This is a genomic window from Turicimonas muris (genome assembly GCF_002221595.1).
In the GTDB taxonomy this organism is placed as follows: domain Bacteria; phylum Pseudomonadota; class Gammaproteobacteria; order Burkholderiales; family Burkholderiaceae_F; genus Turicimonas; species Turicimonas muris.
Genome location: NZ_NHMP01000003.1, coordinates 252,969 through 271,629 on the forward strand (window position 1 = coordinate 252,969; position 18,661 = coordinate 271,629).

The 18,661-nt window shown below is 45.4% G+C and carries 19 protein-coding genes; 7 read left to right on the top strand and 12 right to left on the bottom strand.

Annotated elements, in window-relative coordinates:
• The first annotated feature begins 44 nt into the window (after positions 1-44).
• A complete protein-coding gene (locus ADH67_RS06590) occupies positions 45-1,931 on the top strand; it encodes a peptidase U32 family protein (RefSeq protein WP_066593325.1) in 1,887 nt (628 codons plus the stop codon).
• Here the strand turns inward: ADH67_RS06590 and ccmI (ADH67_RS06595) are convergent.
• The 12 genes from ccmI (ADH67_RS06595) to ccmA form a co-directional block, all read right to left on the bottom strand.
• Positions 1,914-2,810: a c-type cytochrome biogenesis protein CcmI gene (gene ccmI / locus ADH67_RS06595; RefSeq protein WP_066593332.1), complete on the bottom strand. Its 897-nt coding sequence runs from the start codon at positions 2,808-2,810 to the stop codon at positions 1,914-1,916. The genes ADH67_RS06590 and ccmI (ADH67_RS06595) overlap by 18 nt on opposite strands.
• Before the next feature lie 12 nt (positions 2,811-2,822).
• Positions 2,823-4,058 carry an MFS transporter gene (locus ADH67_RS06600; RefSeq protein ID WP_236578525.1) on the bottom strand — a complete coding sequence of 412 codons (1,236 nt, stop codon included), beginning with the start codon at positions 4,056-4,058 and terminating at the stop codon, positions 2,823-2,825.
• Between the two features lie 89 nt (positions 4,059-4,147).
• A complete protein-coding gene (locus ADH67_RS06605) occupies positions 4,148-5,797 on the bottom strand; it encodes an ammonia-forming cytochrome c nitrite reductase subunit c552 (protein ID WP_066593334.1) in 1,650 nt (549 codons plus the stop codon).
• A gap of 228 nt (positions 5,798-6,025) precedes the next feature.
• The gene (gene ccmI, locus ADH67_RS06610; protein ID WP_066593336.1) at positions 6,026-7,423 is read right to left on the bottom strand and encodes a c-type cytochrome biogenesis protein CcmI; all 1,398 of its coding nucleotides are present in this window, start codon (positions 7,421-7,423) and stop codon (positions 6,026-6,028) included.
• Positions 7,423-7,929 carry a cytochrome c-type biogenesis protein gene (locus ADH67_RS06615; protein WP_066593341.1) on the bottom strand — a complete coding sequence of 169 codons (507 nt, stop codon included), beginning with the start codon at positions 7,927-7,929 and terminating at the stop codon, positions 7,423-7,425. The genes ccmI (ADH67_RS06610) and ADH67_RS06615 overlap by 1 nt, the downstream gene beginning before the upstream one ends.
• A complete protein-coding gene (locus tag ADH67_RS06620) occupies positions 7,926-8,462 on the bottom strand; it encodes a DsbE family thiol:disulfide interchange protein (protein WP_066593342.1) in 537 nt (178 codons plus the stop codon). The genes ADH67_RS06615 and ADH67_RS06620 overlap by 4 nt, the downstream gene beginning before the upstream one ends.
• Before the next feature lie 12 nt (positions 8,463-8,474).
• Positions 8,475-10,436, bottom strand: a complete 1,962-nt coding sequence (locus ADH67_RS06625; protein WP_066593343.1) for a heme lyase CcmF/NrfE family subunit — start codon at positions 10,434-10,436, stop codon at positions 8,475-8,477.
• Between the two features lie 15 nt (positions 10,437-10,451).
• Positions 10,452-10,895, bottom strand: a complete 444-nt coding sequence (ccmE, locus tag ADH67_RS06630; RefSeq protein WP_066593346.1) for a cytochrome c maturation protein CcmE — start codon at positions 10,893-10,895, stop codon at positions 10,452-10,454.
• On the bottom strand, positions 10,892-11,080 hold the full coding sequence (ccmD, locus tag ADH67_RS06635) for a heme exporter protein CcmD (RefSeq protein WP_066593348.1): 189 nt from the start codon (positions 11,078-11,080) through the stop codon (positions 10,892-10,894). Before ccmD ends, ccmE begins: the two co-directional genes overlap by 4 nt.
• Complete coding sequence (ccmC, locus tag ADH67_RS06640) at positions 11,080-11,814, bottom strand: heme ABC transporter permease CcmC (RefSeq protein WP_066593350.1); 735 nt, start codon at positions 11,812-11,814, stop codon at positions 11,080-11,082. The genes ccmD and ccmC overlap by 1 nt, the downstream gene beginning before the upstream one ends.
• 11 nt (positions 11,815-11,825) lie before the next feature.
• The gene (ccmB, locus tag ADH67_RS06645; RefSeq protein WP_066593352.1) at positions 11,826-12,494 is read right to left on the bottom strand and encodes a heme exporter protein CcmB; all 669 of its coding nucleotides are present in this window, start codon (positions 12,492-12,494) and stop codon (positions 11,826-11,828) included.
• Positions 12,487-13,170 carry a cytochrome c biogenesis heme-transporting ATPase CcmA gene (gene ccmA, locus ADH67_RS06650; RefSeq protein ID WP_066593354.1) on the bottom strand — a complete coding sequence of 228 codons (684 nt, stop codon included), beginning with the start codon at positions 13,168-13,170 and terminating at the stop codon, positions 12,487-12,489. Before ccmA ends, ccmB begins: the two co-directional genes overlap by 8 nt.
• Before the next feature lie 338 nt (positions 13,171-13,508).
• Here ccmA and ADH67_RS06655 point away from each other — a divergent pair, with 338 nt between their 5' ends.
• The 6 genes from ADH67_RS06655 (at position 13,509) to ADH67_RS06680 (ending at position 18,659) form a co-directional block, all read left to right on the top strand.
• Positions 13,509-14,609 (top strand): hydrogenase small subunit, encoded by a 1,101-nt coding sequence (locus ADH67_RS06655; RefSeq protein ID WP_066595802.1) that lies wholly within the window; start codon positions 13,509-13,511, stop codon positions 14,607-14,609.
• Positions 14,609-16,369, top strand: a complete 1,761-nt coding sequence (locus ADH67_RS06660; protein WP_066593356.1) for a nickel-dependent hydrogenase large subunit — start codon at positions 14,609-14,611, stop codon at positions 16,367-16,369. Before ADH67_RS06655 ends, ADH67_RS06660 begins: the two co-directional genes overlap by 1 nt.
• A 12-nt stretch (positions 16,370-16,381) precedes the next feature.
• On the top strand, positions 16,382-17,125 hold the full coding sequence (cybH, locus tag ADH67_RS06665; protein ID WP_066593358.1) for a Ni/Fe-hydrogenase, b-type cytochrome subunit: 744 nt from the start codon (positions 16,382-16,384) through the stop codon (positions 17,123-17,125).
• Between the two features lie 20 nt (positions 17,126-17,145).
• Entirely contained in the window at positions 17,146-17,490 is a 345-nt protein-coding gene (locus tag ADH67_RS06670; RefSeq protein WP_236578526.1) for a HigA family addiction module antitoxin, read from the top strand.
• Positions 17,491-17,702: 212 nt separating this feature from the next.
• Complete coding sequence (locus ADH67_RS06675; protein WP_066593361.1) at positions 17,703-18,335, top strand: HyaD/HybD family hydrogenase maturation endopeptidase; 633 nt, start codon at positions 17,703-17,705, stop codon at positions 18,333-18,335.
• A 3-nt stretch (positions 18,336-18,338) separates the two neighbouring features.
• A complete protein-coding gene (locus ADH67_RS06680; RefSeq protein WP_066593363.1) occupies positions 18,339-18,659 on the top strand; it encodes a HypC/HybG/HupF family hydrogenase formation chaperone in 321 nt (106 codons plus the stop codon).
• Positions 18,660-18,661 lie beyond the last annotated feature (2 nt).

An 18,661-nucleotide genomic window follows, 5' to 3' on the forward strand; every position in this document is an offset into this window, starting at 1 on the left:
CACTAACTTTTTTCTTCAACCCACATCCGTGGGTTTATTTTTTTATGTCCTCTCTACAAGAATTAGAACTTTTAAGCCCGGCTAAAAATGCTGATATCGGTATTGAAGCAATCTCTCACGGGGCTGATGCCGTTTATATCGGAGGTCCTTCTTTCGGTGCCCGTGCTAATGCCGGCAACAGCCTAGAGGACTTAGAGAGGTTAGTTAAATATGCACACCAATATCGTGCACGAGTCTATCTGACGTTAAATACCTTGCTGAAAGATAAAGAACTCGAAAAGGCAGTAGAACTCGCCCACAACGCCTGGAATATCGGCATTGATGCTCTAATTGTTCAAGACATGGGACTGCTGATGTGTGATCTTCCTCCCATTCAGCTACATGCCTCTACTCAATGCGATATTCGTACCGCTGAAAAGGCCAAATTCTTAGAGAATGTCGGTTTCTCACAAATCGTACTGGCCCGGGAACTGGAGCTCTCTCAAATTAAAGCAATCTATGATTCTTTGGAAAAAGCCAGAATCGAATTTTTTATTCACGGCGCACTGTGCGTGAGCTACAGCGGCCAATGCTACGCAAGTCAAGTTCTGAAAAATCGCAGCGCCAACCGCGGAGAATGTTCACAAGTTTGCCGTCTTCCCTTTGATGTTTACGATGAGGAAGGCAAAGTACTAGGCCTCAATGAGCATGTTCTTTCACTCAAAGACAACAACCAAAGTGCAAATCTTCCGGCCTTAATCGAAGCCGGTGTAAGAAGTTTCAAAATTGAGGGAAGATATAAAGACGCAGCGTATGTAAAAAATACGACGGCACATTATCGACGTTTGCTGGATCAATTCTTATCTCGAAACCCCTCTTTTGCTAAATCTAGTGAAGGAAAGATTGAATTTTTCTTTGATCCTGACGTCAACAACGCCTTCAATCGCGGAGGCACTGATTATTTTGTCAATGGAAGACAGGCCGATATAGCTTGTTTTAACTCTCCCAAAAAGACAGGCGACATCATTGGCAAAGTTGTCAAAATAGATAATTTTTCCATCACGGTAAGAAGCAAACACGAATTCAATAATGGTGACGGTCTAACCTTCTGGAATGATAAAGACGAGCTGTCAGGATTCTTGGTAAATAGGGCCGAAAAAGTACCTGATGCAACCAATCTTTGGACTCTCCATACACGCGAGCACACCGGGAGGATTTCAGGATTGTCAGTAGGGATGGAGCTGATGCGCAACAAAGATGCCGCGTGGCTGAAAAAGATGAATGCCACAACCTCTCTCAGAAAGGTTCCTATTAAGATTGAGGCGAAATTTTCCGATGATTCTCTGACAGTCTGTGCTTCTGACAAAGACGGAAATGTTTCAACCGTCTCGGTTCCAAATAATTTTGATGAGGCGAAGAACAGAGAAAATACTCTGAGCCAAATTAAAAAATCCCTTGGTAAATTAGGCAACACTATTTTTGATTCTGACGAAATCTCTGTCGAAGGCGATACCATCAGATTTCTCCCGGCTTCGGCGGTAAACAGTCTGAGAAGAACCGTTATTGAAGATCTAGAAAACAAACGGTTAACTTCTTTTTCTAAACTACCTAAGGCTCAGGCCAAAGAACCCGGTGCTTCCTTCGCAGAAAACTCTATGCTGGACTATAGAGGGAACGTCTTAAATCAAAAAGCCAGAGAGTTCTATGAGAAGCACGGCTTCAAGATAGTGGAAACCGCTTTAGAAGACGGTCACAAGAATCCTCAGGCCGAACTGATGAGATGCAAACACTGCATCCGCTACAGCTTAAATCTTTGTCCTAAAGAAGCTAGGAAACGCGGAGAAAAAATTAAACCTACTCCGCTTAAGCTAGTCTGCGGTAAAACCGTGCTAATTGCCAAGTTCCACTGCAAACCCTGTGAAATGACAATTTCCTTACCTAATGAAGTTTAGAGAAGCCCGATTCTTCGCTTCGCTAATCACGTCAAGAAGATAAGATCGAGTCGCCGAGTTTTCCGGGTAGTATCCCAGAGCTTCTGTCCAATACTTGGCGGCTTCTTCATACTTGCCTTCGTTGAAAAACAAGATACCTAAGACTTCGTATGGTCTTACATTTCCCGAGTTCATTTCAATCACTCTGGAAAGCTCTTTTTTAGCCTCAGAATAATTCTCAGGTTTTCCGGTCTCCAGCATGGTCAGTGCTCTTTCCATTACGGAATCAGGATCTTCCGAAATTTTTTTGGACAAAGAGAAAGCCTTATTGAACGCTTGTAGAGCTTCGTCAGTTTTTTTCTTTTGATTAAGAAGTCTGGCTAACGTCAACCATCCTCGAACATCTTTAGGTGATTCTTTTAGATACTCTCTTAGTTTATCTTCTTCCAAAGGAGCATTTTCATCAAAGAAGACTTCTCCTCTCTCATTCCAATGAGACTTCTCACTTTCAATATGGTACCCAATCAAAGAAGGATTACCCACGTAAAGATAAATTGCGATTGCGAAGATAGGAATTAAAAACCCAAGTCCTAAGAAAAACAATTTTTCTTTGGGATGACTTTTCACCGGAGCATCTAAATAATTTGCTTCTTCCAGAGCACGGCGTTCGAGCTCTTCTTTCCCCTCATCAAACTGTGCCCGGGTGATGCTGCCTCGATTTAAATCCCTTTCAAGTTCAGCTAGTTCATCTGAGTAAACATAGCTATTGAGTTCCTGCGTCTCAAATTCTTTGCGTCCTTGAAATAGTCCCTTCATTCCAACCCAAAGACATACCAGCAGTAAACCGATCAGCAAGGCTGCACATATAAAAAAATATATTTGAGACGAAGAAAAAGTCATAAATCAAATTTCTTAAGTTGCGAGATCTAGAGAAGACTTTTGTCCGCTGTCAACGCTAAGGGCCGTGAAAATTGCCAAAGTCTGAAGTATAGCTACTCCAAACAAAGCTGCCATAAACATCTGGGCATCCAACAGCGGAGCAAAAACCACGGGAGACAATGACTGCCCGACATCCATTCCACAGTAGGTAAAGCCATAGACTCTGCCGATAGATTTCATTCCTAGTTTATTGATTGTGGCTTTCCTGATCATGATGTCTCGGCTGGGACTTGCGATTCCGGTGCCTAAACCCATGGCGCCCATAAATAGAATGGCCCAATAACCGGTCAAAATACAGGAAGCCAACAGTAGGGACATCAAGGCAGAAAAGCTTAACGCAATGGCCACTACTGCTCCGTTGCTGAGTTTTTCCTGATTAGTAAAGAAGCCCCCTAAGAGACAGCCGACGCCAGAACATACCAAATAAGCTGTCAATGCGGTCGAAGCACTCTTTAAATCCAGGTTATATAAATGATTAAAGATAGTTTGACTGAAACTTTGAAGAACACCGAAGGCGCCAGCGGTAAAGAAAAAGAAGAAAAAGCACTGCCAAACAGCTTTCTCGGAAAGAAAACCAAAAGCATTTCCACTTGAAGCCTTCTTGTCAACGCTCTTATCATTACGTTGGTCGTTGGCAAACACCGAGCTTCTGGCCAATTCAACAATCAAAACGATAATTGCTATCGAAGAAGCTGCAAAAGCCGCCGCTCGCCATCCATAGTTTTCCGCCATCAAAACCATGAATAACGGACAAATTGCCCAGCCAATATTTCCGGTGAACGTATGCCAGGCAAACGCATGCCCCAACATCCTTTTGGAGATGTTGTAGTTCATCAAACTATAATCGGCCGGATGGAAAACAGAGTTGCCGGCTCCCGCTAAAGCAGCCGCTAGAAACAGCATCGGATAATTGACTGAAAGGCCCAACACAATGGCACTTGAGGCCAAAAGTATCAGACCTAAATACATTCCTGCTTTCGGGCCAGTCTTATCGACAAAAAATCCGCTCGCCGATTGTCCTACTGCGCTTGTCACAAAAAAAGTTGTCATTAAGGCCCCTGCTTGAACGAAATTCAAGTTGAATGCCGGCATCAGCCAAGGGAACAAAGACGGAATGACTAAATGGTAGAAATGAGAACTTGCGTGTGCAATGGAAACCAAAAAGATGGCTTCAAAATCTTTAGGACTTGAAAGGTTGTTATTCATCATGGAGGCCTTTTTTTCTGATTTTACCGTCCTAAAGACTCAAAAAAGGCCTAAAGGAGTGGAAACTACCCTTAGGCCTGGATAAGTACTTATTACTTCTTAGCTTGCTGTTGGCCTTGTACCTTAGCTGCAACTGCATCTCTTAAGATCTTTGTTGCGGCTTTGGCAGAATCAGTAGCCTTGGCTAAAGAAGCCTGTGCCTGCTGCGGATTGTGGAACCATGCTCCGTTAGCAGCTGTCCACCATTCCCAGTTTGTATGAGCAACGGAGTGAAGGTCTTGAGCCTGTTTGATAGGTTCGCCTGTGATGCCAGCGTCTTTAGCTTCTCTAAAGGCGATGAACATTTGAGACATTGCACCTTCAGTTTCTCTAAGCTTGCCCATGTAGTAAGCCTTCTGAGCGTCCATGACTCGTGTCATGTGTTCTTCCGTCTTATCTTTGTGGCATTGCAGGCAAGTTTCCTGAACATAAGCTCTCGGATTAGTTGCCCAGTGAGAAGTATAGGTTTCACCCTTTTCATTCTTGACTTTAGGCATATGGCATGCTGCACAACCAACGCCTGCTTTGTCGTGGGTAGAATTCCAATAGATTTCTGTATCAGGGTGCTGCATCTTAGTAAGAAGAGCGCCCGTCTGGTTGTGTTTGAAATCTTTGAAAGATGCATGTTTGTAGAAATCATCAATCTTGGTGACATCAACCAATGGGAAGAGATTGGTTCTGGCGTCATCCATCTTGATTGGCTTGCCTGTAGCAGGATCAGTACCCGGGTTGCAGTTGTATTCAACGTGGCACTGTGCACACATCAACTTGCTGTCCGGTTTACCTAAGATAGCAATCTTTCTTGTGAAACCGCGAAGACCCATATCCTTAACGTCTACCGGAGTCTTGTTGGCAGATTCTGAGTAGAGAGTCGGATAATCAGTACGTGTAACGGCTTGGATCAAAGCATCTCTGATAACGCGTGGCTGAGCGCTGTGCGGATCATGGCAGAGGTTGCAGTTCAAAGCATGATTGATGTTGCGGACAAGTTCAACGGGATTAGATGCTCTTGACCATTTTGCGCCGGCCTTAGGATCGCCCAGATAGGCCCAATCCATCATGAGGTCAGAAGACTTACATGTCCAGCAAACCGGATTGGCAGCAGCGGCAGTACCAGGTTTATGAGGTTTCTGCTGATTGTTATCCGGCATAGTGTCTTTAATCTTGTCCCAAACGCCAAAGAAACCGCCGTTTTCACCGAAGAATAACCAGCCGTCTTTAAGAACGAAACGTCCACCGAAAGAGCGATCAGCCAAGAATTGGTCAACAGCGCCATAAGCATGAGCTCTCAAAAGGTTATGTTCCTTAGTAAAGCCGTGGGCTCCCAGTGCTTCATCAAAGAATGGGTTAGGAGCGATGCTGTCAGAATTCTTCTTGGAGTTGCGAGCAATCGAATGAGGATTTGCTTGGTACATTGTCTTGAACTGATCAGCATGGCAAGTACCGCATTGCTGAGGATTCATAGACACAGTAGGTTTCTGTTTTGGATTCGTTAGGTGCTTATCTGTACCTTCGTGGCATGTTGCGCAAGGTAAGTTTTGATGCTTATTTCCTTGGTGCATAGCGCCAATGTTGGAGTGACAAGCCACACACGTTGCAGAAGCTGCATTTGGCTGGGCCGGAGCCTGCGCCAGAGCTGCAGAGGCCGTTCCAGAGAGAGCAAGAACCGCCAAAATAGAGAGCAGATTGTTCATCTTTCTCATGTTGTTCTCCGAGTTAGTGGGGTAAATTTTTTACCAACACTTACATTTTGATCGAGGAACTTTATTAAATCAAGCTTAACGCCTATCTCTATCACCTATTACCTTCTATCTACTCCAAAAGGGGTAGGTATAACAGCCAAAGCACTACCAAATATTTGTTCACAAAAGAAAAACGGAAATATAAAAAAAGGCCGTCGAAACGGCCCTAAGTTTTGCGTCTATTTAAGGTTATCTGACTTTATTCAATATAATTCTTACGTCTTTAGAGTTCACCGGTATCGGCTGGCCTGTAGTGCCCTCTAGATCACCGGCAGCAGGCATGATGGAGCCGGCTTTGCCAAGACGTGCGGTTACGATCACTTCTTTATGTTGATCCAAAGTTCCTGCGCCCATATCCATCGGAGGAGTCATCGTGTTGTCCACTGTGAAATGAGCTGGAAAGTCTAAAACCTTCATTTGGAACTGGGCGATAGGAGCGCGACTTCCGGAAGCCGGACGGGCGGTCACATAAAGTGTAGTGTGGTCCCCCACCTTCTCAATGAGATCCGGAGAAAGCTCTACAATGCCGGAGATGGCGTGAGTAGGCTTAGCCTTCTCAACTTTGTGATCCTCCGGAGAATGACCGTCACCAGGAACAATAGACTGGCTCATTGCAGAATTTCCGCCTTGCATCATCTGGCTGACCATTGGTACCGGAGAAGAGTTATTTCCATGAGGTTTTCCAAATGGAAGAGTATCTTGAACCGGACCAACGATCTGACCCAATGAGCGAGCCTCCTGGATACTGCCCTTCACTGCCGGGACAAGATTGTCGTTTGGTGAAAGATGCTTAAGAAGTCTTTCCCAATACATTACAGCCATCCGGTAGTCACCGTGGTTGAAGTAATCCGTACCTCCCATCATCAAGGCTTTCCAATTGGTTGGATCTACGGATAAGGCTTTGTTTACAAGTTCCCACGGACGGCCGGCGAGATCTTGATTCTGAACCATCGCAATAGCATCAGCTAAATCAACCATGATGACAGGATTGCCCGGTGCTAAATGGAGTGCATGCTCAAAAGCATCGGCTGCCTGAGGATATTTACGAAGAGTAAGAAGAGTTCTCCCGTACATCATCCAGCCGTTAATATCACCAGGCTCTGCATCAAGGTGCTGCTTCAACTTCAGAATAGCAGAATCCATATCATGCATTTCTCCCGTATTCTTAACCACTTGACCAGTGTTGTAATCGACGATACCTTCGTATTTACCACCGTCAAGTCTGAAATCGCCAAGAGGCTGTGTCATCAACCACATAGCGGCAGCCACAAACGGAACTAAAAGCACGAGAGCAAAAGCCGTGTAGATACCTGCTTTTCCATTGCTGTAAGAAACTTGATTGTCTACGGCGGTGTCTTCTAGAACTCTTCTTTCAAGTTCTTCTCTTCCCTCGTCGTACTCTTGCTGAGAGATAGCTCCTCGAGCCAGCTCATTTTCAAGCTCTTTAAATTGATCTCGGTAAATATCGACATTAATCTGCGGAAGACTTTCCTTTTGCTTCTTGGCTCGATTAGTACATAAAGGAACAATCAAGATCAAGAGTAAAAGGATAGTCAAAAACCCCATCCACAGGAATAAAGTAGTCATTAGACGGCTCCTTTTTTAGTGTTGCTCTTTGTACCTTTCAGCAACGCTTCAGCTCTCGCTTTTTCTTCTGCTGTCAAGGGCTTGGCTTTTTGCTGCTTTCTCTTAATTAATGTCCAGAACAAAGCAGCCAGGGCAAACACGAAGAATAAAGCCGGTCCAACCCATAAAAGCAAAGTACTTAATTTGAAGGGGGGATTGTAAAGAACGAAATCTCCGTATCTTTCAACCATAAAATCAATGATTTGCTCATTAGTCTTGCCAGCAGCAATTTGTTTAACTACCTGGTTCTTCAAATCAATTGCTAACTCAGCATTGGAATCTGCGATTGACTGATTTTGACAAACTAAACACCTAAGCTGGCTGGAAATTTCTGCAACCCTTTTATTTGCAACTGGATCAAGAATTGTCGGTTTAACGTCCGGAGCGGCTCCGGGTGACTGCGGCGCCTGAGCAAAACAGCTAAGAGAAATTAAAGCACAAAGTAAGAAAAGAAATTTTTTCATCATTCTGCCTTTAATTTTTTAATTAACGGATACATGGTCTTTTCCCAGACTTCATCAGTAATAGGTCCGATCTGCTTATAGCGAATCACTCCCTTCTTATCGATGACGAACGTTTCGGGGACTCCGTAGACTCCGAACTCAATGCCGGTTTCACCTGTCGGATCTTTAACAGAGAAGTCATAGGGGTCTCCTGTCGTTCTTAACGTACGTACGGCAGCCCCGTCCGTATCTTTGTAATTCAATCCAACTATAGGTAAGACCTTCTGACCGCTTTTACCAATTTTCACCAAGTTAGGATGCTCGTACTTACAGGAACCGCACCAGGAAGACCAAACGTTCATCAACCAAACCTGACCAAGCATATCCTTCTTGCTGACAACCTTTGAAGGATCGTCAAGTCTTGGAAGAGCAAATTCAGGAGCCGGTTTATCAATAAGCGGAGAAGGAACTTCACGAGGATCCCTTCCCAGGCCTACGACAAAGAAAATTACTAACGCCAGAAATAAAACCAGCGGAACGATATATTTCAATTTCATCTTTTATCTCGGTTATCTAGCGCCATATTTATCAGCATCCTTACGGCGAAGAATGCGATAACGTTTATCAAACATTGCTAACAAAGCGCCAAGGGACATAATGATGCATCCCCACCAGATCCAAGTTACGTATGGTTTGTCGTAAGCACGAACAATCCACGCACCGTCAGCTGTTTGTGCGCCCATAGATACGTAGAGGTCTCCGGTAATTGAAGAATCAATAGAGGATTCAGTCATCGGCATTTCACTGGAGAAATACTTTCTCTTCTCAGGTGTCAGCTCGGCAATGGTCTTCTGACCTTTAGTAACGGTAAAGAAGCCTTTGTCAGCGATAAAGTTGGGTCCGCGGATTCCGGTTTCAACTTTGTCAAATTTAAAGTTGTACTCACCGACGGAAACTTCATGACCCGGAGTCATAGTTACATCTCTTTCAAGGGAGTAAGTCATGACCATAGAAACGCCTACGATGAAGACTGCCACACCAAGGTGAGCAACCATCATTCCCCAGTAAGCTCTGCTTAAAGAGGAGATCTTGCGAAAGAAGTTGCCACGGATATTTCTAATGTTTTCTCGGACGCTTTCTAAGAAAGTGGTCAAGACCCAGAAAGAAAGGAAGAGACCAATGAACACCCATGTGCTCCAACCCCATAATAGCGGGACAGAAGCTCCCAGGATCGCAGAAATAATCAGACACCACAATGTTCTCTTGCCTAAGTCAGAAACACTTGCGTCTTTCCATCGAACCAGAGGTCCTATACCCATTAAGAAAATAACCGGAACCATGATTGGACCGAATACAGAATCAAAGTACGGAGGTCCTACGGAAATCTTGCCTGCATTGAGGGCATCAATAAATAGTGGATATAAAGTTCCAAGGAGAACAGCACCCATAGCAACAACGAGTAATACATTGTTGACAAGAAGCAGAGCTTCTCTGGAGAACAATTCAAATTGTCCGCCTGTCCCGACGCGAGGAGCTCTCCAGGCAAAAAGCAGCAAAGAGCCGCCGATTACGCAGACAAGAAGAGCCAAGATAAACAGTCCTCTCTGAGGATCCGTTGCGAAAGCATGGACGGAAGTCAAGACCCCTGAGCGAACTAGGAAGGTTCCGAGCAAGGAAAGAGAGAAAGTAATCAAGGCCAACAGAACAGTCCAGATCTTAAAGCTTCCACGCTTTTCAGTAACTGCCAAAGAATGAAGCAAAGCTGTACCAGTAAGCCAAGGCATAAAAGAAGCGTTTTCAACCGGATCCCAGAACCACCAGCCGCCCCAGCCCAGTTCATAGTAGGCCCACCAGGAACCAAGAGCAATGCCGAGAGTTAAAAAGATCCAAGCAATGCTTGTCCATGGACGTGTCCAGCGGGCCCAAGCAGCATCTAATCTTCCTCCGATAAGAGCAGCTACCGCAAAAGCAAAAGGAACCACCATTCCTACATAGCCCATGTAAAGAAGAGGAGGATGGAAAACCATTCCCGGGTCTTGAAGGAGCGGGTTTAGGTCTCGGCCTTCCGAGGCTGCAGGAAACAGGCGTACGAAAGGATCGCTGGTTAAAAGCATGAATAGTGTCAGGCCGACGGAAATCAAGCCCATAACACCGATCACGCGTGCCATTACTTCCTGCGGCAAATGCTTGGAAAATAGAGCAACGCAAAGACCCCAAACTGCCAAAAGCACTGTCCACAACAGAATAGAGCCTTCGTGAGAGCCCCATGTTGCGGATAACCTGTAGAACCACGGCAGAAGAGTATTGGAGTTACTTGCTACGTTGACAACAGAAAAGTCATTAACGTAGAAAGACCACATCAAGCAGCCGAAAGCAATAAGGCAGAATACAGAATTGGCAAATACTGCAGGTCTGGCCACATTAACCCAGCTTCTTACTCCCAAGGCGGTTCCCGCCAATGGCAAAACACCTTGAATCAGGGCCGCTATTAAGGCGAGAATTAACGCAAAATGTCCTATCTCTGGAATCATCCAACTCTCCGAAACTTATGACTTTGAAGCACGAGCTTTTTCATGCGCTTCCTTAACGGCTTTTTCCGCTTCAGGGGGCATGTAATTTTCATCATGCTTTGCTAAAACTTGATCTGCTTCGAAGACTCCATTCTTGAGCTTTCCTTGAGCAACTACACCCTTCCCTTCTTTAAAAAGATCAGGCAAGCTGCCTTTGTAAGCAACAGGAACTTCATGAGCTGTATCAGTAACGTAAAAATTAACCGTCAAACCGTCAGACTGTCTTTGAACAGAACCTTCTTTGACGAATCCGCCGATTCTGAAAGCCCTCCCTTCGGGAGCTTCCTTAGCAACAACCTGGCTTGGCGAAAAAAAGAAGACAAGGTTGTCCTGGAAAGCATTCATAACTAAACCGACAGCAGCCGCTGCGATTGCCAATCCGCCTCCAATTAAAGCTAAACGTTTCTGTTTGGTGTTCATAGGTCTTCCTCCGCCTGATGAGCGCGTGCCTCAAGCAATAATTCTTTTGCCGCTCTTTGACGGCGTCTGCTTAAACTCACTAATTCACAAATAAAACAAAAAATGACCATCCCGTAGGCGCCCCATACATATCGTCCGTAGCCGCCCATAGAAATAAAATCAGAAAAACTTCCCCACTGATCCATTACAGCTCTCCTTTCAAAGCAAGTTCCTGAGCCCACTCCTCACCTTTTTCGCGTTCCAAAATAATGGAGCGAAGACGGGCAAATGTTGCACCAAAGGTGTATAGCCAGAAGGCGGCAACCATAACGAGCAATGCAGTTAACATGATGGGATGAATGGAGGAACCTGAAGAGGTGAGAGAAGCACCTTGATGCAAAGTGTTCCACCATTGAACAGAAAAATAAACAATCGGAACGTTAATCACGCCGACAATTCCGATGACAGAACAGGCTTTATCCGCCCTTCTCCAATCCGGGATGGCGTTCTGAAGCGCCAAGTAGCCAAGGTAAAAGAAGAATAGAATTAAAGCACTTGTGAGGCGTGCATCCCATACCCAGTAAGCCCCCCAGGTTGGACGACCCCAGAGAGATCCTGTCCAGAGAGCTAAGAAAGCCATCAAGGCGCCGGTAGGTGCCAAAGAAGCAGCAATCATCGGCCAAAGCTTTTTCTCAGTAACTAAACCGAGGATGCAAAAAATAGCCATCAATACATAGAGAAGCATGGCCATCCAAGCACTGGCAACGTGAATATAAAGAATACGGTAGGAATTGCCTTGCGTTACGTCGACCGGAGCTACAAAAAAGCCTAGGTAAAAAGCTATCAGCGCAACAATAGCGGCAGAAACGAGACAAGGCACCGCAAGCTTGCCGGCAAAGCGGTACATCCCCTCAGGAGTAAAGATGGAAGTTGAGGTCATAAAGAAATCTCCTATTCAGCTGCAATCCTCAATGCCGCGGCAGTTGCGATTGGCATGACGACTAAAGAGAAAAGGGTTAAGGCACCAACAATTAAAAAATAGGCGGAGGAGGATACTCCAACTGAAACAGCTTCAGCAGCTCCTGCCCCAAAGATTAGTACGGGAATATAAAGTGGAAGAACGAGTAAGGAAGTGAGAACACTTCCTCCTCTGACTCCGAGAGTCAGAGCTGCACCGACAGAACCCACCAGGCTTAAAACCGGAGTTCCAATAAACAGAGCAGTAATCAGAGCTACCGTGACCTCAGCATTTAAATCAAACATTAAGGCGAAAACCACGGAAATTACAGTCAAAGGGATGCCGGTAGTCAACCAATGTGCAAAAACCTTCGCAATCACGATAACTGTAAGCGGCTCTCCCGATAGAAGCATCTGTTCAAGAGTTCCATCGGCAAAATCGTTAGCAAAAAGTCTCGGAAGGGAAAGAAGAGCCGCAAGAAGAGCCGCAACCCAAACCACTCCGGGTGCAATCAATCTTAATAATTGTTGATCGGGACCGATTCCCAGCGGAACTAAAGTAACGACGACAATGAAGAAAAATACTGTATTGAGAATGTCTGACTTTTGTCGAAGGGCCAAAGTAAGATCTCTTATCAAAACTGCTCGAAACAATCTAAACATTTTTCACCTTCTTCATTTCATGACGTCCGAGCCATACGCCACCTTTCAGAGTGATGACCTCTTTTTTATTTGCAGAAATCGGAACTTCTTGGTGTGTTGTCAAAATGACAATTCCGCCGCTATTAACATGCTCAGCAATTTGATTGGACAAATTTTCTACTGCAGCAACGTCCAGAGCAACGAAGGGTTCATCTAAAACCCACAGCTTGGCATGAGAGGAAGCATAAAGTCTTGCCAGTGCCACACGCCTTCTTTGCCCTTGTGAAAGAGCACGTGTGATTTGGTCCTCAAAACCTTCCAATCCAACCTTCTTAAGGCATTCGTCCGCATATTCAGAAGTGATCGGATGTTCTCCGATTTCGCAATTGATAAGAAGATTCTCTCTGGCGGCAAGCTCATCCTTCACCCCATTAAGGTGTCCGATATAAACCAGTTCTTTCCAGAAATCTTCTTTTAGTTTTTTGATTTCCTGACCGCCCCAAAGAATCTTTCCTTCCTGAGGGGACATAAGACCAACCAGAAGACGCAGCAAACTAGTCTTACCCGTTCCATTCGGACCGGAAATTCTTACCAGAGTGCCTTCTTGACAGGAAAAGTTAAGCTTACGAAAAAGCAGCCTTTCCCCGCGAATGCACTTTATATCCTTAAGCTCTAGTTGGGGGACGGATTGAGACATAAATTGAAAAATTTAACGTTAAATTCAGCCGAAGCTAGTTTAGGAATAAGGAATTAAATTAACCTTAGGCACTCTTGGTCCTTCACTTCACTAGGGAAAGCCCTACCATCTTCGATTCTGACGTTTTGTTTTTTATACCGGCCCTTCTCGAGAACCAGAAAGATTAAATGTTACGTATTGCGTTACAGCTAATTTATAAAATCATACTTATCTCTATGTTTTTATAGGAAACCCATTTTAAGCACGATTCCCTCTAAGTGTTTACGTTTAAGGTTACAGTTACTCAAGAGGTTCGATGCGTTGAACCTGCAATAACCCTTACTGATGGAATTGCTTCTATGACAGAAACTAACTATGAAATGATGCGGCGTCAGGGAGTTTCAAGACGGAGTTTTTTGAAATTCTGCTCCCTCACGGCTGCTTCTCTCGGATTAGGTGCTTCCGGCGCAGCTGATATCGCTCACGCTATGGAAACAAAGCCTAGAACTCCAGTTATCTGGCTTCACGGACTTGAATGCACTTGCTGTACAGAGTCTTTTATTCGTTCTTACCATCCGTTGGTTAAAGATGTCATTCTCTCTATGATTTCTTTAGCATATGACGACACATTGATGGCCGCAGCAGGTGAGCAAGATCACCAAGCTTTGGAAGATGTTATGAAGAAATTCGACGGCAACTATATTCTTGCTGTTGAAGGTTCTCCATGCTTGGGAGACGACGGTGTCTTCTGTATTCCCGGTGGCAAACCGTTTATTGAAAAACTCCTTCACTGCGCTAAAGGAGCAAAAGCCATCATTGCTTGGGGCTCTTGCGCATCTTGGGGTTGTATCAATACTGCAAAACCAAACCCGACTCACTCAGTACCTATTACCGATGTAATCAAAGACAAACCGATTATTCGCGTACCGGGTTGTCCTCCGATTCCTGAAGTCATGACCGGTGTCATCACTTACATGCTTACATATGATCGTCTTCCTCCGGTTGACGGTCAACTGCGTCCGAAGATGTTCTACGGTCAGAGAATTCATGATAAGTGCTACAGAAGAGCCCACTTTGATGCCGGTCAGTTCGTTGAAAAATTTGACGACATCGGTGCCAAGCTTGGTTACTGCCTGTACAAAGTCGGCTGCAAAGGACCTATCACTTACAACTCTTGTTCTGCTATTAGATGGAACGAAGCAATTTCTTGGCCGGTTCAGTCGGGCCATCCATGCCTTGCTTGTTCAGAAGCTGATTTCTGGGATAAAGGTTCCTTCTACGCACACGAACCAACTATTCTTCCTCCAAGCTGGGGCCTTGGTATTCAAGCAACTGCTGACCGCGTCGGTCTGGCTGCTCTCGGTGTAGTCGGCGCTGCAATTGCCGTCCACGTCGCTGCAAGTGCTGTTGCCAGAGCAAAGAGCAAAGAAGTTAATAAAGACATGGGAGCGAACTTATAATGGCAAACCAGAAAATTGTTGTTGACCCTATCACCCGTATTGAAGGTCACTTACGTATGCAAGCCGTCATGGACGACAACAACGTTATTGTCGATGCCATGTCCACAGGCACAATGTGGAGAGGTTTGGAAGTCATCCTCAAAGGCCGCGATCCACGTGATGCATGGGCTTTCGTAGAACGTATTTGCGGTGTATGTACCGGGATTCATGCTCTTTCTGCAGTTAGAGCCGTTGAAGATGCTCTGGGAATTAAGATTCCTAAGAATGCAAACATCATCCGCAACTTGATGAATGCTACCCTCTACTGCCAGGACCACCTTACACATTTCTATCAGCTCCACGGCTTGGACTGGATTGATGTAGTAAGCGCGCTGAATGCTGATCCGAAAAAAACCAGCGAAATCCAGGTAGCAATTTCTAATCACGCCCTTTCTTCTCCAGCGTACTTCAAAGAAATTCAAGACAGACTTAAGAAGTTTGTTGCAAGCGGCCAACTTGGTATTTTCGCAAATGCCTATTGGGGCAACCCAGCTTACAAGCTTCCGCCTGAAGTCAACCTTCTCGGTGTAACACACTATCTTGAAAGCTTGGACTATCAGCGTCAAATCGTTAAGGTCCATACAATTCTCGGAGGAAAGAACCCACACCCGAACTATTTGGTCGGCGGGGTACCGTGCCCAATTAACATGAACGACACGGGTGCTCAAGGCACAATGGTCAACCAGATTTGGGTTAACTACATCCGCGATATCGCCAAAGACACAATCAAGTTTATTGAAGAGGTCTACTATCCGGACCTTATGGCAATGGCTCCGTTCTACAAAGACTGGTTCAAGATTGGCGGAGGCCTCTCCAACCAGAACTTGCTCTGCTACGGCGACTTCCCAAGATATGCCAACGATCTCTCTGAAAAGAGCTTGTTGATGCCTAACGGCGCCATCATCGACGGCAAACTTGATGAAATCCACCCGGTTGACCTAAAAGATCCTAACCAGATTAAAGAATTCGTTGATCACTCTTGGTATCAGTATCCTCAGCCGGATGCAGGCTTGCATCCATGGGACGGTATCACTGATCCGAAATTTGAACTTGGAGCCGGTACTGAAGGTACCAAGACAGATATTAAGTGGCTTGGTGCTGAAAGCCGTTATTCCTGGATTAAAGCTCCTCGCTGGAACGGTCACGCTATGGAAACCGGCCCATTGGCCCGTATGGTGCTTGCATACGCTAAGAAGATGCCTGAACAGACAGAATTGGTTAATGAAGCCCTTTCAAAGGCAGGCGTACCAATTCAAGCGATGTTCTCAACTCTTGGCCGTACATTGGCTCGATGCTTAGAAGCTCGTATGATGGCTCGTGAAATGCTTCGTTGCGTTGATGAACTCGAAGCCAACATTAAGGCGGGTGACGAAGTTGCTGCCAATATGGAAAAATGGGAACCGAGCACATGGCCGCTCGAATGCAAGGGTGTTGGTCCTGCTGAAGCTCCGCGTGGCGCTCTTGGCCACTGGTGCGTCATTAAAGGCGGTGTCATTGCAAACTGGCAGGCTGTTGTTCCGTCTACTTGGAATGCTTCCCCACGTGATCCGAAGGGCCAATTGGGTGCATATGAAGCCGCATTGCTCGGTACTCCGGTAGCCGTCGCTAACCAGCCGCTTGAGATCTTGCGTACTATCCATAGTTTCGACCCGTGCTTGGCTTGCGCAACTCACGTACTTTCAACTGAAGGACAAGAACTCTGCAAAGTTCAAGTTCGCTAAGAAGGGGGTTTTATGAAAATCTCGAAATGGTCGTATGAAATTCTTGAAGGACCGATCGAGCCTGTATATGTCTATGAGGCCCCAGTTAGGTTTTGGCATTGGGCACAAGCGGTTGTTTTCTTTCTCTTGTGTATCACCGGCTTCTTAATCGGCTGGCCTCCGATCCCCAACTATGCGGATACATGGAGCACATATTTCTTCGGACATATTATCCTGATCCACTTAGTATGCGGCATGCTGTTTGCTGCTCTTCTTGCCTACCGTATCTACTGGGCATTTGTGGGCAACAAATACTCAAGAATGATCTTCATTCTGCCCTTCTGGGACATTATGTGGCTCAAAGGCATCTTCGGTTGCGCTGCTTATTATCTCTTCTTGAATAAGCATCCAAAAGAATATGTCGGACACAATCCTTTGGCTCAAACCGCAATGTGCTTAATGTACATTCTCGGCAGTGTTCTCATCATCATTACCGGGTTTGGTCTTTATGCTCAGCAATGGGGTTGGGATACAGGTTGGATGACATACTTCGGTTGGGTTACTGAATGGCTTGGCGGCCCGCAGCCGGTAAGAACCTTCCACCATTTGCTGATGTACTACATCCTTATCTTCCTCTGCGCTCACTTATACATGAGCTTCCGTGAAGATATTATGGGCGGCGGTACTCAGGTATCCACAATTATCAACGGCATCCGCTACTTCAAGGAACCTCAGTTCCCGGACGCGGAGATCGAAAGAACTTACTCCGGTAAGTAATTTCTAGGCGTTGTATAAAATTGGCTGCAGAATTACGGAATAAAGGATTCGGAAGAGAGGCCAAATTATCCGACCTCTCCTTCCTGAAGTCCTGCAGAAGCGCCCCTCACCCGGGAGCGTTCTTAGATTCCAGATTTCTGCAGCCCCTTTCTATTTCTCAGGCTCACCTTGCGAGGGCCTTAGGAATCTCAAGAAGAAGAGTTAATGAACTAGTAGTAGGAAAACGCTCAATAACTCCCTCTACCGCTATAAAGCTTGCCCGCTTCTTTAATACGGACCCCGAATTTTGGCTTACGCTGCAAATGCACTGGGATCTATACCAGGAACTGGAAAAAGAAAAGCGACAAAGTCTTCCCGCACAATAAGAAGCTCGTCTCTGACGAGTTTTGTTGTTTTTATATCCTCCTTTTCAGTCCTTCTTATATAACTTATTCATATTACTTTTAGTTAATTTCTTTATCTATACAAAAATTTCAATCCACTCGCTATTTAAGAGCCAATCATTAGTATTTCCACTTACTTTTACCGTATAATCACTTGGATAAGTAAGTGTAACTACGAAGGTTACTAATAGCGTATGACAAAAGAAATTCCAACTTTAATCCTCGGGATCGGAAACATTCTTTGGGCTGACGAAGGCTTTGGCGTAAGAGCTGTTGAAGAGTTCCATAAAAGCTACGCAGTGCTTGATCCGGCAGACAAAGTAATCGACGGAGGCACTCTCGGAATGTATCTGTTCGATGACATTTGTAGATGCGACAAGCTTCTGGTTTTTGACTGCTGTGATTTTCACGGAAAACCCGGTGAATTAAGAGTTCTTCACGATAAAGAAATTTCAATTTGGACATCAACCAAACTTTCCCCGCACCAAGACGGAATGAATGACTTATTAGCAGCTGCTCATCTACGCTTGTCTGCGCCGAACCAAATCATCGTTGTGGGCTTCCAGCCTGTGCTTCTTGATGATTACGGTGGTTCTTTATCTAATGAGGCCAAAAAACAGCTCGGGCCAGCCGTTGAGGCTGCTTTTAAAGAATTAAAAAACTGGGGTGTCCCTTTAAGAGAAAGAACTCTGAACGAATCTTACGAGCCTCTGAATGAAAACTCTGCCCTGAACATGGAAAGGTACGAAGCAGAAAGACCTTCTCAAGAAGAGGCTGATCGAACGGGTGATAGAAGATACGCCTTTATCCGCACTAACGAGGCATAACCTATGTGTATCGGAATACCAATGATCGTCAAGGAGCTTCCGGATGAAGGCGTGGCCATCTGTGAAGGCAGAGGCCTGCGGGAAAAAATCGACATTATGATGGTTGGCCCGCTTGAACCCGGAACTTGGATCCTGGCATGGAACGGAACAGCAATGGACGTTCTTACGGAAGACAGAGCTGCCCAAGTAAACAAAGCGTTAGATTCTCTGGAAAACGTGATGAACGGGAATCTTGATCCAAATACTGAGGACGCATTTGCCGACATCACTGCAAACACCGGACGTCTTCCTCCGCATCTGGCTGCCCAATTAAAAAAGAGGTAATC